At 39.3% G+C, this 17,725-nt stretch carries 18 protein-coding genes; 12 read left to right on the top strand and 6 right to left on the bottom strand.

What is annotated here, in order from left to right:
* Positions 1-244: 244 nt before the first annotated feature.
* From OOA_RS11515 to OOA_RS11505, 3 genes are all read left to right on the top strand, one after another.
* The gene (locus OOA_RS11515; protein WP_008912320.1) at positions 245-694 is read left to right on the top strand and encodes a DNA polymerase III subunit chi; all 450 of its coding nucleotides are present in this window, start codon (positions 245-247) and stop codon (positions 692-694) included.
* 13 nt (positions 695-707) lie between these two features.
* Positions 708-3,602: a valine--tRNA ligase gene (locus OOA_RS11510; RefSeq protein WP_008912319.1), complete on the top strand. Its 2,895-nt coding sequence runs from the start codon at positions 708-710 to the stop codon at positions 3,600-3,602.
* Between the two features lie 235 nt (positions 3,603-3,837).
* On the top strand, positions 3,838-4,329 hold the full coding sequence (locus tag OOA_RS11505) for a GNAT family N-acetyltransferase (RefSeq protein ID WP_008912318.1): 492 nt from the start codon (positions 3,838-3,840) through the stop codon (positions 4,327-4,329).
* A gap of 52 nt (positions 4,330-4,381) precedes the next feature.
* On the opposite strand, the gene rraB is transcribed toward OOA_RS11505, so the two are convergent.
* On the bottom strand, positions 4,382-4,798 hold the full coding sequence (gene rraB / locus OOA_RS11500; protein WP_008912317.1) for a ribonuclease E inhibitor RraB: 417 nt from the start codon (positions 4,796-4,798) through the stop codon (positions 4,382-4,384).
* Between the two features lie 162 nt (positions 4,799-4,960).
* On the opposite strand from rraB, the gene argF reads away from it, so the two are divergent.
* The 4 genes from argF (at position 4,961) to ridA (ending at position 8,661) form a co-directional block, all read left to right on the top strand.
* Positions 4,961-5,986: an ornithine carbamoyltransferase gene (gene argF, locus OOA_RS11495; RefSeq protein WP_008912316.1), complete on the top strand. Its 1,026-nt coding sequence runs from the start codon at positions 4,961-4,963 to the stop codon at positions 5,984-5,986.
* Between the two features lie 650 nt (positions 5,987-6,636).
* Positions 6,637-7,572, top strand: coding sequence for an aspartate carbamoyltransferase (gene pyrB / locus OOA_RS11490; protein ID WP_008912315.1), 936 nt, complete (start codon positions 6,637-6,639; stop codon positions 7,570-7,572).
* A 13-nt stretch (positions 7,573-7,585) separates the two neighbouring features.
* Entirely contained in the window at positions 7,586-8,050 is a 465-nt protein-coding gene (gene pyrI / locus OOA_RS11485; protein ID WP_008912314.1) for an aspartate carbamoyltransferase regulatory subunit, read from the top strand.
* A 224-nt stretch (positions 8,051-8,274) separates the two neighbouring features.
* Entirely contained in the window at positions 8,275-8,661 is a 387-nt protein-coding gene (gene ridA, locus OOA_RS11480) for a 2-iminobutanoate/2-iminopropanoate deaminase (protein WP_008912313.1), read from the top strand.
* A gap of 92 nt (positions 8,662-8,753) precedes the next feature.
* On the opposite strand, the gene OOA_RS11475 is transcribed toward ridA, so the two are convergent.
* Positions 8,754-9,095: a helix-turn-helix domain-containing protein gene (locus tag OOA_RS11475; RefSeq protein ID WP_008912312.1), complete on the bottom strand. Its 342-nt coding sequence runs from the start codon at positions 9,093-9,095 to the stop codon at positions 8,754-8,756.
* Between the two features lie 834 nt (positions 9,096-9,929).
* On the opposite strand from OOA_RS11475, the gene OOA_RS21270 reads away from it, so the two are divergent.
* From OOA_RS21270 to nrdG, 3 genes are all read left to right on the top strand, one after another.
* Positions 9,930-10,139, top strand: coding sequence for a helix-turn-helix domain-containing protein (locus OOA_RS21270; protein ID WP_083880281.1), 210 nt, complete (start codon positions 9,930-9,932; stop codon positions 10,137-10,139).
* A 521-nt stretch (positions 10,140-10,660) separates the two neighbouring features.
* Positions 10,661-12,799, top strand: a complete 2,139-nt coding sequence (nrdD, locus tag OOA_RS11470; protein WP_008912311.1) for an anaerobic ribonucleoside-triphosphate reductase — start codon at positions 10,661-10,663, stop codon at positions 12,797-12,799.
* 4 nt (positions 12,800-12,803) lie between these two features.
* Positions 12,804-13,268, top strand: coding sequence for an anaerobic ribonucleoside-triphosphate reductase-activating protein (gene nrdG / locus OOA_RS11465; RefSeq protein WP_008912310.1), 465 nt, complete (start codon positions 12,804-12,806; stop codon positions 13,266-13,268).
* Here nrdG and OOA_RS11460 read toward each other — a convergent pair.
* On the bottom strand, positions 13,265-13,714 hold the full coding sequence (locus OOA_RS11460; RefSeq protein ID WP_008912309.1) for a YhbP family protein: 450 nt from the start codon (positions 13,712-13,714) through the stop codon (positions 13,265-13,267). The two genes, nrdG and OOA_RS11460, sit on opposite strands and share 4 nt — an antisense overlap.
* A 310-nt stretch (positions 13,715-14,024) precedes the next feature.
* The gene (locus OOA_RS11455; RefSeq protein ID WP_008912308.1) at positions 14,025-14,276 is read right to left on the bottom strand and encodes a YdgH/BhsA/McbA family protein; all 252 of its coding nucleotides are present in this window, start codon (positions 14,274-14,276) and stop codon (positions 14,025-14,027) included.
* A gap of 296 nt (positions 14,277-14,572) precedes the next feature.
* On the opposite strand from OOA_RS11455, the gene OOA_RS11450 reads away from it, so the two are divergent.
* Positions 14,573-14,884 (top strand): GIY-YIG nuclease family protein, encoded by a 312-nt coding sequence (locus OOA_RS11450; RefSeq protein WP_008912307.1) that lies wholly within the window; start codon positions 14,573-14,575, stop codon positions 14,882-14,884.
* Here OOA_RS11450 and OOA_RS11445 read toward each other — a convergent pair.
* Positions 14,857-15,360, bottom strand: coding sequence for a GNAT family N-acetyltransferase (locus OOA_RS11445; RefSeq protein WP_008912306.1), 504 nt, complete (start codon positions 15,358-15,360; stop codon positions 14,857-14,859). The genes OOA_RS11450 and OOA_RS11445 overlap by 28 nt on opposite strands.
* The gene (ubiT, locus tag OOA_RS11440) at positions 15,354-15,878 is read right to left on the bottom strand and encodes a ubiquinone anaerobic biosynthesis accessory factor UbiT (protein WP_008912305.1); all 525 of its coding nucleotides are present in this window, start codon (positions 15,876-15,878) and stop codon (positions 15,354-15,356) included. The genes OOA_RS11445 and ubiT overlap by 7 nt, the downstream gene beginning before the upstream one ends.
* A gap of 842 nt (positions 15,879-16,720) precedes the next feature.
* Here ubiT and ubiU point away from each other — a divergent pair.
* Complete coding sequence (ubiU, locus tag OOA_RS11435; protein WP_008912304.1) at positions 16,721-17,716, top strand: ubiquinone anaerobic biosynthesis protein UbiU; 996 nt, start codon at positions 16,721-16,723, stop codon at positions 17,714-17,716.
* The last annotated feature ends 9 nt before the right edge of the window (positions 17,717-17,725 follow it).

The raw sequence follows: 17,725 nt of genomic DNA, 5'->3' as shown, positions 1-17,725 counted from the left end.
GTATGTGACTAGGGTAGCTGAGAGAAGACAACACCCCTACAATTTGAAGTATCACGGGTAGTACCTAAAACACTAAATTGTCATTTGGGTATGACTATCTTATTGTTGACCCTAAATAATTCAGATTGTAGGTAGGCGGCAAACGAAGATATCCCTAGGAGCATACATAAGTATGTGACTAGGGTAGCTGAGAGAAGACAACACCCCTACAATTTGAAGTATGACGGGTAGACTGGGTAGAGAGATGAAAAACGCCATATTTTACTTACTAGAACACCCCTCGCCACAAGAAGAGCTCGAAGCACATGAGTGGCTAGCTTGCGAACTTGCGGCGAAAATGTGGCGTAATGGAAAACGAGTCTTACTGGCATGTGAAACGGCTGAGCAAGCAGAAAAGCTCGATGAAGCGCTTTGGCAAAGAGATCCTCACCAGTTTGTTCCACATAACTTGGCTGGTGAAGGGCCGCGTTATGGTGCACCAATTGAAATTTGCTGGCCGGGTAAACGGGGTAATTCCCCTCGGGACATTCTGATTAGCTTGCAAAGTCAATTTGCAGACTTTGCCACCGCTTTCCATGAAGTGATAGACTTTGTGCCTATCGATGAAACTTTAAAACAGTTGGCGCGTGAGCGGTATAAAACTTACCGCAGCGTCGGCTTCAATTTGACTATGGCGGCGCCGCCAACTAACTGAATACGAAATAAAAATGGAAAAAAAACCTGATAATGCAATTGTCGAGCCTTCGCTCGATAAAACTTATAATCCCGCTGAAATTGAGCAATCACTGTATGCTCACTGGGAAAAAAGCGGCTATTTCAAACCAAATGGTGATACCAGCCAAGAAAGCTTTTGTGTCGTTATTCCTCCACCAAACGTCACTGGTAGCCTACACATGGGCCATGCTTTCCAACAAACCATCATGGACACCATGATCCGTTACCAACGCATGCAAGGTAAAAATACCTTATGGCAAACGGGAACAGATCACGCAGGTATCGCAACACAAATGGTTGTTGAGCGCAAAATTGCTGCTGAAGAGAACAAAACTCGTTATGATTTTGGTCGCGAAACATTTATCGACAAAATCTGGCAATGGAAAGCAGAATCAGGTGGCACCATTTCACAACAAATGCGTCGTCTTGGCGACTCAGTCGATTGGGATCGTGAACGTTTCACGATGGATGAAGGCCTATCTGTCGCAGTTAAAGAAGCCTTTGTTCGCTTGTATAAAGATAATCTGATCTACCGTGGCAAACGCCTAGTTAACTGGGATCCAAAACTGCATACTGCAATTTCTGATCTTGAAGTTGAAAACCGTGAAATCAAAGGTTCAATGTGGCATTTGCGTTATCCACTTGCTGATGGTGCAAAAACAGCTGAAGGGAAAGACTACCTCGTCGTAGCAACAACTCGCCCAGAAACTATGCTAGGTGATACAGGTGTTGCTGTTAACCCCGAAGATCCACGCTACAAAGATTTAATTGGTAAAGAAATTATTCTGCCATTAGTCAACCGCCGTATCCCAATTGTTGGTGATGAACATGCCGACATGGAAAAAGGCACTGGCTGTGTAAAAATTACGCCAGCTCATGACTTTAATGACTATGAAGTAGGTAAACGCCACCAGTTACCGATGATCAACATGCTCGACTTGGACGGTAATGTCCGTAGCGAAGCTGAAGTATTTGATACTAACGGGAACCCATCAACGGCATGTAGCAGCGAAATTCCAGAAACTTACCGTGGTATGGAACGTTTTGCTGCACGTAAAGCATTGGTTGCAGAATTTGAACAACTTGGCTTACTGGTTGAAGTAAAACCTCACGACCTAACCGTTCCTTACGGTGACCGTGGTGGTGTAGTTATTGAGCCAATGCTCACTGACCAATGGTATGTTCGCACTAAACCACTGGCTGAAAACGCAATCAAAGCCGTTGAAGATGGTCGTATTCAATTCGTACCACGCCAATATGAAAACATGTACTATTCTTGGATGCGTGATATTCAAGATTGGTGTATCTCTCGCCAACTGTGGTGGGGTCACCGCATCCCTGCTTGGTATGACGATAAAGGCAATGTGTACGTTGGACGTGATGAAGCCGAAGTCCGTCGTGAAAATAAGCTCGATGCAGATATCGCTCTGCGTCAAGACGATGATGTCTTGGATACTTGGTTCTCTTCTGGTTTATGGACCTTCTCTACAATGGGCTGGCCTGAAAATACTGAAGCACTGAAAACTTTCCATCCAACCGATGTTTTGGTCAGTGGCTTCGATATTATTTTCTTCTGGATTGCCCGCATGATCATGCTGACCATGCACTTCATCAAAGACGAAGACGGCGTACCACAGGTTCCGTTCAAGACTGTCTACATGACAGGTCTTATTCGTGATGAAGAAGGCCAGAAAATGTCTAAATCCAAAGGGAATGTTATCGACCCTCTGGATATGATCGATGGTATTTCACTGGAAGATTTACTGGAAAAACGTACTGGTAACATGATGCAGCCACAACTGGCTGAAAAAATTGCTAAACGTACCCAGAAAGAATATCCAGAAGGTATCGAAGCACACGGTACAGATGCCCTGCGCTTCACCTTAGCCGCTCTAGCATCAACAGGCCGCGATATTAACTGGGATATGAAGCGTCTGTCCGGTTACCGTAACTTCTGTAACAAGCTGTGGAATGCTAGCCGCTTTGTTTTAATGAATACAGAAAACCAAGACTGCGGTCAGAACGGCGGTGAAATGAGCTTCTCTCTGGCTGATCGCTGGATCATGGCGCAATTTAACCAAACAGTTAAAGCTTACCGTGAAGCACTCGATACTTATCGTTATGATATTGCGGCAGGTATTTTGTATGATTTCACATGGAACGAGTTCTGTGACTGGTATTTAGAACTGTCAAAACCAGCTGTTCATAAAGGTAATGAAGCTCAGGTTCGCGCCGCTCGCTATACCTTGATTGAAGTTCTGGAAGGTTTGCTGCGCCTCGCACATCCAATCATTCCATTTATCACCGAAACTATTTGGCAGCGTGTGAAAGTGGTTAAAGGCATTGATGCAGATACGATTATGCTGCAACCATTCCCTGAATTCGATGCCACGAAAGCAGATGAATTAGCATTAAGCGACCTAGAATGGATCAAAGAAGCTATCATTGCGGTTCGTAATATTCGTGCAGAAATGAATATCGCACCGGGTAAACCACTGGATGTGTTACTGCGTGGTGCATCTGAAGATGCCAAACGTCGTGTTGCTGAAAACCAAAACTTTATTAAGTCAATGGCACGCCTTGCAACCATTACTGTGCTAGCAGAAGGTGAAGAAGCGCCGATCTCTGTCACTAAATTGGTTAATGGGGCTGAATTGTTGATCCCAATGGCTGGCTTGGTTGATAAAGCAGCTGAACTTGCCCGTCTTGATAAAGAGCTGGAAAAAGTCAGTAAAGAGATTGAAGCTATTGAAAGCAAGCTATCTAACGAAGGTTTTGTTAGTCGTGCCCCTGCTGCCGTTGTTGAAAAAGAACGTGAGCGTTTAGCTGCAAATATTGAAGCAAAAGGTAAAATAGAAGCACAGAAAATGACCATCGCTTCCTTGTAATCTTAAGCCTTAAATTTATCTAGCCCTTATTAGTCCTCTAATAAGGGCTTTTTATTACCCGACTGAAATTTATATATAAAAAATCTATTCTACTGCTTATATATCTCTTAGATATTTGTGTTATCACTAGTAATCGAGTAAAGCCAACCACATCCCAGAGCAGAATATGGTAGGACATCGCGCCTTTTTTCATACTAGGTACTTGAACAATAAAAATAGCAATTAGGGGATTTTCATGACCATACACCATACTATTCGTTTAATTGAGCAAAAAGATAATGTAGGAATTGCCGCCATCATTCGTGAAGTTTCTGCTGAATTTGGGCTGACAGCAGATAAAGGCTATGCGGTTGCAGATCCCATTTTAGACACCTTGTATGAAGTGTATAACAAGCCTCGTAGTGCTTATTGGGTGATCGAAATGGACGGCAAGATTGTCGGAGGTGGTGGGGTATCAAAAGTTGCTGATGGTGACAATGAAACAGCTGAACTACAAAAAATGTATCTGTCCTCTACACTTAGAGGAAAGGGGCTAGCCAAACAAATTGTTCTGTTGTCATTGGCGTTTGCCAAAACACAAGGTTATACCCGCTGCTACCTTGAAACGACGGCAGAATTACAGGCAGCGATTAAATTGTATGAGAAATTAGGCTTTGAGTTTATCGATGAACCACTGGGTAATACAGGCCATAGCGATTGTGAAGTTAGGATGTTAAAAGCACTGTAACCGTTCACAAAAAAGGATAGCTAAATTGCTATCCTTAATCGTTGATACCGAATTAGTGAACGTGTTTGTTCTCTTCTTCGTCATCACCGTCTTCGTCTTCATCATATTCCGCGTCTGGATCTTCAAAATAGGTACCCCAACCATCGTAGTTGATTCCCATTTTTTCTGCCAGTTGCATCAATTGTTCGACTTGAGCATCAATCAAGTCTGCATTCAATGCGCTTTCGCTGATGATATCACAACACATTAATTTAATGCCGTCTTCGACTTCAAGCTCTTCAGCATCAGTAACTTCGTAGCCTAATTTAAATGCTTCCACTGCTGCTTTTTCAAGCAATGCGAAATTATTAGCCGAGAAATGGTGTTCAATTGCATACAATGCATCAGGATCACTGCCATCTTCCAGTAACTCTTCTATAATTAGACGAGTTTCTTCATATTGCGCATCTAACTCTGCTTTATCAACCATGTCCACACCCCTTTTTTATTATCGCTAGTCTCTGCGCCATTCTCCCATAGGGTTGCCAGTGAAACCATACCCGAATGAATAATTTCTTTTCGACAAGGGGTTGATTTTGAATTTTTATGAACATAAATTGAATATTAATTCAATTGCAAAAGGCCATATTTTATGAACCCCTTCTATAAAAAGCATTTTCTAAGGTTGCTTGATTTTACCCCCAGTGAAATTCATTCATTATTAAAACTCTCAGCATGGCTGAAAGCAGAAAAAAAAGCAGGTCACGAAAAACCTCTACTTTCAGGTAAAAATATTGCCCTGATTTTTGAGAAAGACTCCACCCGTACCCGTTGTGCTTTTGAAGTTGGTGCCTTTGATCAAGGGGCGAGAGTCACTTATCTTGGTCCATCAGGCAGCCAAATTGGCCATAAAGAAACCATGAAAGATACGGCAAGAGTATTAGGCCGGATGTACGATGGTATTCAATATCGGGGATTTAGCCAAGCAACAGTGGAAACGTTAGCAACATACTCGGGAGTGCCTGTATGGAATGGATTAACAAATGAATTCCATCCCACACAGTTATTAGCCGACCTACTTACCATCCAAGAACACCAACCGAATAAACCGCTATCAGAAATCAAATTTGCCTATCTGGGTGATGCTCGCAATAATATGGGTAACACCATGCTAGAAGCGGCTGCATTAACAGGTATGGATGTACGCTTAGTAGCACCTAAAAGCTGCTGGCCAGAACAAGAGCTTATCGACGTTTGTCAACAAGCTGCGCTCGCTACAGGTGGAAAAATCACCTTAACTGAAAATGTAGCTGATGGCGTAAAAGATGCTGATTTTCTTTATACCGATGTATGGGTATCGATGGGTGAGCCGAAAGCAGTTTGGGCTGAACGGATCAATTTACTCAAGCCTTATCAGGTCAATATGAATGTCATCAAGCTCACAGGAAACCCTGATGTAAAATTCCTACACTGCTTGCCTGCATTCCATAATGAAGATACCGCTCTTGGTGCACAACTCGCTAAAGAGTTTGATATGTGGGGCGGCTTAGAAGTGACTGAAGAAGTATTTGAATCTCATTATAGTATTGTGTTTGATGAAGCAGAAAACCGTCTACACACGATAAAAGCCGTTATGGTCGCAACGCTAGCACCAGAAATTCCGGCTGGAGTTTTATAATAACTTGCTCAATTATAGATGTCTCCGTTGGCCATTCTGGTGTTCATTTTCAAAATTACACTGGGTGCATAAATTCTGTATTAATCACTCAATGCGGGCCAGCGGATATAATTTTATTGAAGCGTGACATGTCACGAAAAACCGACCAGAATAAAAAAATACAACATAGCATATTGATTTTATTTATCATTTATGGAAATTTAAATTGTGATAAAACTTAATAATATACATATCATATAAAATAATTTAGCTGGTACGTCAACAATCCACAGTACTTGATCACCCTCCTTCTTAGCGCTAATTATTTTGCAAAGTTAGAAAGCTATAAGACTCCGAAAGTAATGATTAATCATCATCAGGAACTATCCCGCTGATTTAGTTATTTTTATCCAAAATAGCGTAAAAAAAATTATTTATTCTGCATGCAAACGCTTGCGTCAGTAAAGGACACGCGTATAATGCGCCACAATTTGTCAGGAGAAACCATGAACGCTGTCACTCTATTTTTTACAGAGAACACCTCCACTGCACTGCCTTCTGGCGGCTTGGACAGCCTGTTTTTCCTCTCCATATTTATAGAAAAGCCCCTCATTGAGGGGCTTTTTTTTGGTCCATTATCCAACATGTCTTGCTGACTCAGGAGAAAAACGATGCCGAACCCTCTATATCACCGCGACATAATCTCAATTAATGATTTAACTCGCACAGACCTTGAGCTCGTACTCAAAGTAGCTGCATCATTAAAACAACAACCACAACCTGAATTCCTCAAACATAAAGTTATCGCAAGTTGTTTCTTTGAAGCATCAACTCGCACACGTTTATCCTTTGAGACAGCGATCCATCGCCTAGGGGCTTCAGTCGTCGGCTTCTCTGATAGCACTAACACCTCATTGGGCAAAAAAGGAGAAACACTCGCTGATACTATTTCAGTGATTAGCCAATACGTCGATGCGATAGTGATGCGTCACCCACAAGAAGGCGCTGCACGCCTTGCAAGCCAATTTGCAGATCATATTCCAATCATTAATGCTGGAGATGGGTCTAACCAACATCCAACGCAAACACTACTCGATCTTTTTACAATACAAGAAACACAAGGTCGATTAGAAAACTTGCAAGTGGCCATGGTAGGTGACTTAAAATACGGCAGAACGGTTCATTCGTTGACGCAAGCTCTATCTAAATTTGAAGGAAATCATTTTTACTTTATTGCACCTGAAGCATTGGCAATGCCTAACCATATTCTGCAAATTCTTGAAGAAAGCGGTTCAACATACAGCCTGCATAGTAATATTGATGAAGTGATCCCAGAGCTAGATATTCTGTACATGACACGTGTACAGAAAGAACGTTTAGATCCTTCAGAGTACGCCAATGTAAAAGCTCAGTTTGTCTTACGTGCTGCCGACCTATATAGCGCAAAACCTAATTTAAAAGTGTTGCACCCATTACCACGTATTGATGAAATTTCAGTCGATGTCGATCAAACCCCCTATGCTTACTATTTCCAACAAGCGGGGAATGGGATATATGCACGACAAGCCTTACTGTCACTGGTTTTAAATAAAGAATTGGCAATCTGAGGAGAAAAACATCATGACACACGATCATAAATTACAAGTTGAAGCAATTAACTGCGGTACTGTCATCGACCATATTCCTGCTCAAATTGGTTTCAAATTGCTGAGCTTGTTTAAACTGACACTAACTGATGAACGGATTACTATCGGCCTGAATTTGCCATCAAACAACCTAGGTAAAAAAGATTTAATCAAGATCGAAAATACCTTTTTAACCCCGGAGCAAGCTAACCAATTAGCAATGTATGCACCTGAAGCAACAGTTAATCGTATCGAGGACTATCAAGTGGTTGAAAAACTTGAGCTGAGATTACCTGAATATATCGATAATGTTCTTATCTGCCCTAATAGTAATTGCATCAGCCATAATGAACCGGTTTCCAGCAGCTTTAAGGTGAAAAAGATTGATAAAGAGGTCGCTCTGACCTGCAAATTCTGTGAAAAACAGTTTGATAGAGATGCAGTGATCAATAATCAGTAACTTATTTAAGGGTAGATTGCGTCATTGTTTGCTAACATCAAAGCTTTATAATAACGCTAAATACCCTAAATAAATCAAATTGCATTCAGAAGGTCAGTGAAGCTATTACTATGGAAAATCTCTGCACAAGCATGTGATCCGGATAGCTAAAATATGACCTACAACGCTGTAATTTGAAGTGTAGCGGGTAAACCATTCCTTTTACCTGATTAAACGGAGTCTTTATGTCATACGAAATCAATACAGAAAACGCACCAGCTGCCATCGGACCTTATGTACAAGGTGTTGACTTAGGTAGCATGGTCATCACATCAGGCCAGATCCCTGTTAATCCTAAAACAGGTGAAGTACCAGAAGATATCGCAGCGCAAACGCGTCAATCACTGGATAACGTCACTGCAATCTTAGAAAAAGCAGGCCTAACCGTCGCAAATATCGTGAAAACCACAGTATTCGTAAAAGATTTGAATGATTTCGCGACCGTAAATGCGACTTATGAAGAATTTTTCAAACAACATAATGCACCATTTCCTGCTCGCTCTTGTGTTGAAGTTGCTCGCCTACCAAAAGATGTAAAAATTGAAATTGAAGCGATCGCTGTTCGTAAGTAATAGCTAATTCAATAAAATAGGCCTTCCCAATAATGTCGACAGGCCTATTTTATATATAGTGATTGAGAGTCTCATTAATTACAGATAAATATTTAGCAGAAGTAAATTGAATCTAATTGCGAGATTTTGCTTTTTAAAATCAATGTTTCTTCTGAACTACTATTACGTATTTCCTGTAATGTATATCTAAATAATTTTTCAAAAGAAGTGTCCAAAATAGACAAAATATCAAGTATAACGTCAATACTTAGTTTGTTTACGCCCCTTTCATAACGTGACATTTGCTGTTGTGAGATATCTAATCTTTTAGCTAATTCGATTCCTGTTAATCCTTTTTCTTTTCTGATACGTTTTATAACTACTCCGCAATAAAAAGAAAATAGATTATCGGAAATTTCATTTTTTGGTGTGCCAATATTAATATTCATCATCATATATATTCTTTATCTTATTTTATATTCAATAGTTTTTTATATAAGAACCAATTCAAAATCCATATCCGAAATAAATGAAAAACGCCTAGGATACAGATAGCAATGTGATTCAGATAACTAAGTTCAAAGCTGGTGTCATTTAACTCAAAAGATAGCGAGTACAATACGTCACTTGCCTCGATTGATTACAATTATAAAGAGTAAAAAAACCTTGGTAAATAGGCCAAAAATGAAGCAAAACTTACAATTCATTAACTTTACACTATAATTATTCCATTTCTTCCCATTAAAAACAAAGTGATAAGAAAATAATAAGACTCAGCTCTCAATAAAACATTCAAAATTAGAGCTAATTTATAGTGATTTAAACTAACAACCACATGATATATGATTGATTATACTTAAAATAACACTTATTCACAATCAAACATATATGATTATAATTTACAATTAAACTTAGATGAATTAACACTAAAAAAACATTTATTTACTACAAAAAATAAAAACATACTTTTAATTTACTTAAAACTCAACACCTTATAACAAAAAAACAACACCAATTAACATTTATGTAAAACTTTACAAGAAGATAATTCGATTTTATCACTGACCTCCTATTGTCAGTTTATCAATATTTATTCAAAAAATTTTAGTTAAATTAAAATGATAAATAGAATCAATACGGTAGATAATTTCTAAGATTAGCTATACAGAGGTACTACGCAACTAAATACAAATAAATGTTCTTTAGCAAAAACAGTAGGAGTTTTTATTTAACTTGGCTCTCAAGCACCTCATGACCAACAATATCAACATTTTTATCAACGTCATTTCATACATGCCATTGCTGAGGAAATTTATTATTTAAGAAAAATAAATGGGTTTTCCGGCAAATATTTAGCTCAAATAAATGGAGTGTTACAACACCAAATTCCCAGATATGAATCAGGAAAAACAAATATTAATATCGGAACATTAATTTCAATTATTAATACATTAAATTGTACGCTAGATAGTTTTTTGAGCGTGTCAATAATCATATGAATAAATTCGATACTGAGGCATACCAAAAGTTTAACTATTTATTTTATTAGTCTAATTGCTCATACCCCGCCATACTCGCATTTTTATGGCGGATACTGTTAATAATAAGATGCTCGCTAAATAATATTAATCATAGTTTGTGAACTTTTCTTAATTCAATCATATCCACCAACATGCCTTAGCTTCCCATCAGTAACACACTTAACCTTTTTCCTAATTATTATTCATACCAATAACGATGATAAATACTCAATGTTCTGCTCAAATAACAAACCATCATAACCTATTTTTATTTTTGCTATCTCCACGTTTGATATTCATATAATTTATTTTTTTCCTTGTTTTGGATCAAATAATCGTAAGCTAAAAAAAAGCAATAATCTATATATTGTGCTTTAATTGCACCAAGAGACACTAGATATAGTATTTATTCACAGTTTTATCCACAACCCTCTTCTTCCTTTGGTTGCCGTATTAGAGCACCGTTTAAGCCTGTGGATAACTCAATAAGGAGCATTATAGTGAAAACGGTTGTAATTAAGCGTGACGGTTGTCAGGTCAATTTTGACTCCCAGAGAATTCAAGAAGCTATAAAGCGCGCTGCTGGGGCTGTGAATATTCAGGATGATGATTACTGTCTTCAAGTTACTTCTATTGTCAGTGAGCAACTTGGCAACCGTGAGAAAGTGGATATTCGAGAAATCCAAGATGCCGTAGAAAATCAATTAATGTCTGGCCCCTATAAAGATCTTGCACGCGCCTATATAGAATATCGGCATGACAGGGATAGTGAACGTGAAAAACGTAGCCAGCTTACTCATGATATTCGCGGATTAATCGAACAAAGTAATGTTTCGCTACTAAATGAAAATGCAAATAAAGACAGTAAAGTGATCCCTACACAACGTGATCTCCTTGCTGGTATCGTTGCAAAGCATTATGCCAAACAACATATTTTACCGCGTGATGTCGTTATCGCCCATGAACGTGGCGAAATACACTATCATGACCTCGATTACGCCCCTTTCTTTCCGATGTTTAACTGTATGCTGATTGATCTTGAAGGCATGTTAACCAATGGATTTAAGATGGGAAATGCGGAAATTGAGCCACCAAAATCCATCTCAACAGCCACTGCGGTGACTGCACAAATCATTGCTCAAGTCGCAAGCCACATTTATGGTGGCACCACCATAAATAGGATTGACGAAATACTCGAACCCTATGTTCGTATCAGCTATGAAAAACATCTTAAAATCGCCGAAAACTGGGGTATCACTGATGTACGAGGCTATGCTGACAGCCAAACTGAAAAAGAGTGTTATGATGCTTTCCAATCACTTGAATATGAAGTGAATACTTTACACACCGCAAACGGGCAAACCCCATTTGTAACTTTTGGATTTGGTCTTGGAACTTCTAAAGAAGCACGCTTGATCCAGCAGTCTATTCTCAAAAATCGTATCGCGGGTTTAGGTAAAAATCGTAAAACGGCTGTATTTCCTAAATTAGTATTTGCGATCAAAAAAGGCTTGAATCACCAATTCTCTGATCCAAACTACGATATCAAACAGCTAGCTCTCGAATGTGCCAGCAAGCGCATGTATCCCGACATCCTTAACTATGATCAAGTCGTGAAAATCACTGGTTCCTTTAAAACGCCTATGGGCTGTAGAAGCTTTTTAGGTGTCTACGAAGAAGATGGCCAGCAAATTCATGATGGTCGCAATAATATAGGTGTAATTAGCCTTAACTTACCCCGTATTGCAATTGAAGCGGAAGGTAATGAAGATGCATTCTGGCTATTATTAGAAGCACGTTTGCATATTGCGAAAAAAGCATTAATGACACGTATTGCTCGTCTTGAAAATGTCAAAGCACGTGTTGCCCCTATCCTGTATATGGAAGGTGCTTGTGGTGTCAGATTGAAAGCAGATGATAGTGTGGCTGAAATATTTAAAAATGGCCGAGCTTCTATTTCATTAGGCTATATTGGCTTACATGAAACTATCAATGCCTTATTTGGTACACAAGAACATGTTTATGACAATGCGCTATTAAGAGAAAAAGCTATCGCGATTGTTAATCGCCTACGACAAGCAACGGATGAATGGAAAGATGAAACCGGTTATGGTTTTAGTTTATACAGTACACCAAGTGAGAATTTATGTGACCGATTCTGCCGCCTTGATACGGCTGAATTCGGTATAATATCGGGTGTCACAGAAAAAGGTTACTACACTAATAGCTTCCATCTTGATGTCGAAAAACGCGTTAACCCATACGACAAAATTGATTTTGAAATGCCATATCCGACAATCGCTAATGGTGGCTTCATTTGTTATGGTGAATATCCAAACTTACAGCATAACCTAAAAGCTCTTGAGGATGTTTGGGATTATAGCTATGAGCATGTCCCATATTATGGAACAAATACACCAATTGATGAATGTTATGAATGTGGTTTTACGGGTGAATTTAACTGTACCAGTAAAGGCTTTGTATGCCCGCGTTGTGGTAATCATGATACCAATCGAGTTTCAGTGATCCGCCGCGTATGTGGTTATCTCGGTAGCCCAGATGCTCGACCATTCAATCCGGGTAAACAAGAAGAAGTGAAGCGACGCATCAAGCATCTCGGAAATGGTCAATTAGGTTAACACGATGAATTATCATCAATATTATTCTGTCGATGTGGTTAATGGTCCAGGTACTCGTTGTACGCTATTTGTCTCAGGATGTATTCATCAATGCAAAGGTTGTTACAACAAAAGTACTTGGCGTACCGATTCCGGTATGCCTTTTACCCAAGAAATGGAAGATAAGATCATTCAAGATCTACAAGATACACGTATCCGTCGGCAAGGTTTATCCCTTTCTGGCGGGGATCCTCTACACCCTGTAAACTTATCCGCCATCCTTCAGCTCGTTAAACGCGTGAAAGCGATTTGCCCTAGCAAAGATATTTGGCTTTGGACAGGCTATCAATTTGCTGAATTGACAGCAGACCAACATAAGGTGGTAAGCCTTATCAATGTTCTGATTGATGGGAAGTTTGTCCAAGAATTATATGACCCCTCACTATTATGGCGAGGTAGTAGCAATCAAATAATTCACAAATTGCGTTAAATATCAATAGCCCAGAGAAGTTTTGTACCAAAACCAAGTTTGTTGTTCACCATTTTGACTTCTTGCAAATCCAAACGCCAAACAGGAAGTTTTGCTGTCAATGCCACAGGGAAGCGGCGGCAGTAGAATTCTCGGGCTTGCTTCTGCTGGTTCTCATCAAGTGTAATCACCTCACCTATAAATTGAATACCTTGTATTTGGCTGACAACTTTAGTTTGGGCTGAAACTGTACCGGCAACTCGTGAGTTAATCTCCATAAGTTGGCCGTGACGTGATGCTGAGTCTGTCATAAAGAATAAGCTCATTGTCTTAGCATCGAATGCATAGTAACAACTGGCAGGCCAGATATCATTGTCGTGAGAAGTAAAGAGAGAAAAGACATGTTGGCGGGAAAGATAGCGCTGGATGTGTTTTAAGGTTTGTTCAGGCGTCATAGCGGTTTCCATATAAACCCGTTCAGAACAAGCTTTCGGGGTATTCCCTTTAAGCTTGCTTAAAATGTTCTGAACGTAGGCATAAAATTCGCTATTACTATAGCCTAACTAATTAAAAAATGGTTCTAATTAGTTTTATCACTCTAATTAACTTGGGTTTTTAGACTATCTCACCCAAGCCTTTACTCTAAATAATTCGAGTTGTAGCTAGGCGGTAAGTGAACGAGGCGCTAGGAGCATACATAAGTATGCGACTAGTGCGAATGAACGCGGCCAACAACGCTACGGTTCGAAGTATGACGAGTAAATATGACGAATAGAGTTACTTATAGATAGCAGCAACACCATTCATACTATTTTCGCCGCCAGCAGAAATAACACGGAAAGAAGTTGCACCAGCTTCATCAGCTTTTTTAGCCAATTGTGTAGTTAGGTCGTTAACACTTACCGCACCTGTAACAGAGACATAGCCTTGTGCTGGTTGATTAGAATGTTGAACTTCTTCAGCTGCCATTGTTCCAAATGAAATAGCACCTAATGCTAAAACTGTAGCGACTAATGTTGATTTTTTCATAATGAATTCCTCACAGTATATTTAGTATTATCAGGAAGTTTTACTGTCTCCCTGTGATGTACGTCATATTATGCGCCTTTGTTCACAATGAAAATTGGCAAAATTTGCTCTTATTGTTTAAAAAAATTGAATAACAATATCTATTTAGGTTACAAATTAATGACAGAAACATGGCAATTTTTGTTTATAATTTAATAGGTTATATTTATCATAATTAAATAGAATTTTAGTGTATAACCAAATTATTAATCCTTATATACCAGCACAAAAAGACAAAAAACAAGAAGGAAAATAAAATGACCAATCAAAAAAACTGGTATGTGTACTTAATACGAGATAAATACCATGCTTTATATTGTGGTATTACAACAGATGTGCAACGTCGTTTTGTACAACATAAAGAAGGAAAAGGCGCAAAAGCGCTGAAAGGGAAAATGCCATTAAGTTTAGTTTTTCAATGTTTAGTCGGTGACAGGTCTACGGCTTCAAAATTGGAGTTTAGCGTTAAAAAACTCAGTAAAAAAGTAAAAGAAAGGCTGGTACTTGACCAGCCTGACAATGTTATTAATTATTTGGCGAATCAAACAGCATCAAAGTGTGAGGAATAGGTCACTTGACCTTTATGTTCGCTGATTAGGCCATTTTCTAGCCCACAAATCATGAAATGATCTTGTAAATCAGGCCACTGGCAAGTGATATTATGCTTTGAAGCAGGCTCAAAACCAAAACGGCTATAATATTGCGTATCCCCTACTACGACTACAGCACCATACCCAAACTCATTTAAACTATCTAGCCCTTCATAAATTAATTTTTCGCCGATCCCTTGGTTTTGAAAGGTTTTCTTCACAGCTATTGGTGCAAGCCCTACCCACTGGACATCTTCATTATTAACATCAACAGGTGTAAAACCGACATAACCAATCACTTCACCTTCATCATTGGTCGCAACAACCCCAAGTGTTAACAAGCCATCTTCTCGTAATTTTTTGACCAGATCTGCTTCGGCTTGTGTTGGGAAGGTATCGCGAAGTAATCTGTCGATACCCATTGCATCAACTGGAATTTCAACACGGATTAGCATGAGACAGCCACGGAGCTTTTGTGCTCTGTGTCCTCATCATATTGGGCAGACTTAATAAAATCGGCTAGTTGTAATAACGCGAAACGTAATGGTGTAGGCATATTTTCTAACTCGAATGAATCCATTAAATTTTTCACATATAAGCCTAATTCAGTATCACCTTCAATAACTAATCGACGCTGGAAAAAAAGAGTATCAGGGTCTTCTTTACGTGCAGCGATAAGAATTAGATCATTTGCTTTCCCACAAACACTGACATCCGCTTGTGCTTCATTTCTCACTACCAACAAACCATTTTGTAAGCTAATAAACCAGACTAAGTTAAGGTCACTGACTTCGACTTTCAGCCATTTATCCTCAAGAAAATCCAATTCCCCTTCTTTGACCGACTCGCGAAATTGCCAACTGAGTAACTGCTCAAGCACTTGACGCTGTACAGCAAATGGGGTCACTTTTAAAGGTAACTTCAGTAATAAAGGACCTTTACTCATAAGTTGAGAACGAATTTTTCCTAACATAGCACTGACTCCCGTATCAATTGTCTGCCTATTTACGCGTGACAATATAATATCAGCCGCGATTTCTGGAGATTAATAGGTGTTATATACTCAAAATAATTCAAAGTGCAGCTAGGCGACAAATGAAGATAGTCGGGGAGCATAGATAAACTATGTGACTCGGCTAGCTGAGAGCACTCAACAACGCTGCAACTTGAAATATGACGAGTATAACAGGCGTATATATCGACCCACCTAATAATAGAATAACCATATATTGCCAAAGATAATAAGTATTGGTTTGATCCTATATCAATATTTGCTCTTCTCGCCAATATTTATTTTTTATTATGCCGATACTGTTATCAATGCATTTATCTCAAAAAGCTTTTATGTCAGAAATTTAAGTGAAATTTCATAATATCCAGATCTACAATACTGGCATAAATACCTAAAATTACGATAGGCTCACCTTTAAAAAATCAATTTTACTAGGGGCTGTTTATCTTTGAAGGTCAATTTTTATTCGAATTACACGTCTTTAGTTAAAACAAAAAGAAGCAAGACGAGTGGCTCGCCGCCTAGTGAACTAGGTAAGAGTCGCTCAACACCGCGAAAAATCACGTTTAATCGAACCCGAAGGGCGCTTTTCATCTACGATTTAGGGTTTTTAGTGATGTTTTTTAGTCCCCTAAGTACGTGACATGAGTATATTGCTGTTATTTAAACCGATTAGTCCGGTAAAAATCAGCAGCAAAGATAAACAAACCCTAATAACCAAATCACTGCCCTAAATCAAAACTGGCATCGCATGACTTAACTAGAATGATAAGTTATCGAAAATTCACCTTGGAACAAACTCCATGGAATTACTCTGCCCGGCAGGTAACCTACCTGCTCTCAAAGCTGCCGTCGATAATGGTGCTGATGCAGTCTATATCGGATTAAAAAACGATACCAATGCACGCCATTTTGCGGGGCTTAACTTTACTGAAAAAAAGTTACATGAAGCAGCACTATATGTACATAATCGCAAGCGTAAGCTCCATATTGCGATCAATACCTTTGCCCATCCAAATGGTTTCCAACGGTGGAAAGATTCCATTGACCTTGCTGCTTCTTTGGGGGCTGATGCGCTGATCCTCGCCGATATTGCAATGCTCGAATATGCCGCAAATAAATACCCGTACATTGAACGCCATGTATCAGTGCAAGCTTCTGCAACCAATACAGAAGCTATTCGCTTTTATGCTCGCAACTTTGATGTACATCGTATCGTGCTTCCTCGAGTCCTCTCTATACATCAGGTCAAACAATTAGCTAAAAGCAGCTCTGTCCCCTTAGAAGTGTTTGCTTTTGGAAGCCTATGCATTATGGCTGAAGGTCGTTGTTATCTCTCTTCTTACTTAACAGGCGAATCTCCAAATACCGTGGGGGCGTGTTCCCCCGCTCGTTTTGTTCGTTGGCAACAAACAAATCAGGGAATGGAATCACGCCTTAATGAAGTGTTAATCGATAGCTATCAAGGAAATGAGAATGCAGGCTATCCAACTCTTTGCAAAGGCCGCTATTTAGTTGATGACCATAAATACCATGTACTAGAAGAACCCACCAGCCTCAATACTATTGAACTACTGCCTGACTTGATGGCAGCTAACATCGCATCCGTTAAAATTGAAGGCCGCCAACGGAGTCCTTCCTATGTCAGCGATGTGACACGCATTTGGCGACAAGCGATTGATAGATATAACGCAAATCCCGAGCAATTTATCGCAGACCCTAAGTGGTTAAAAGTGCTTGGTAAGCTTTCTGAAGGCAACCAAACTACACTTGGCGCTTATCATCGTAAGTGGCAGTAATAAGGATAA

It is taken from the genome of Providencia burhodogranariea DSM 19968 (genome assembly GCF_000314855.2).
GTDB lineage: Bacteria > Pseudomonadota > Gammaproteobacteria > Enterobacterales > Enterobacteriaceae > Providencia > Providencia burhodogranariea.
This window is presented reverse-complemented; position numbering and strand designations above follow the sequence as displayed.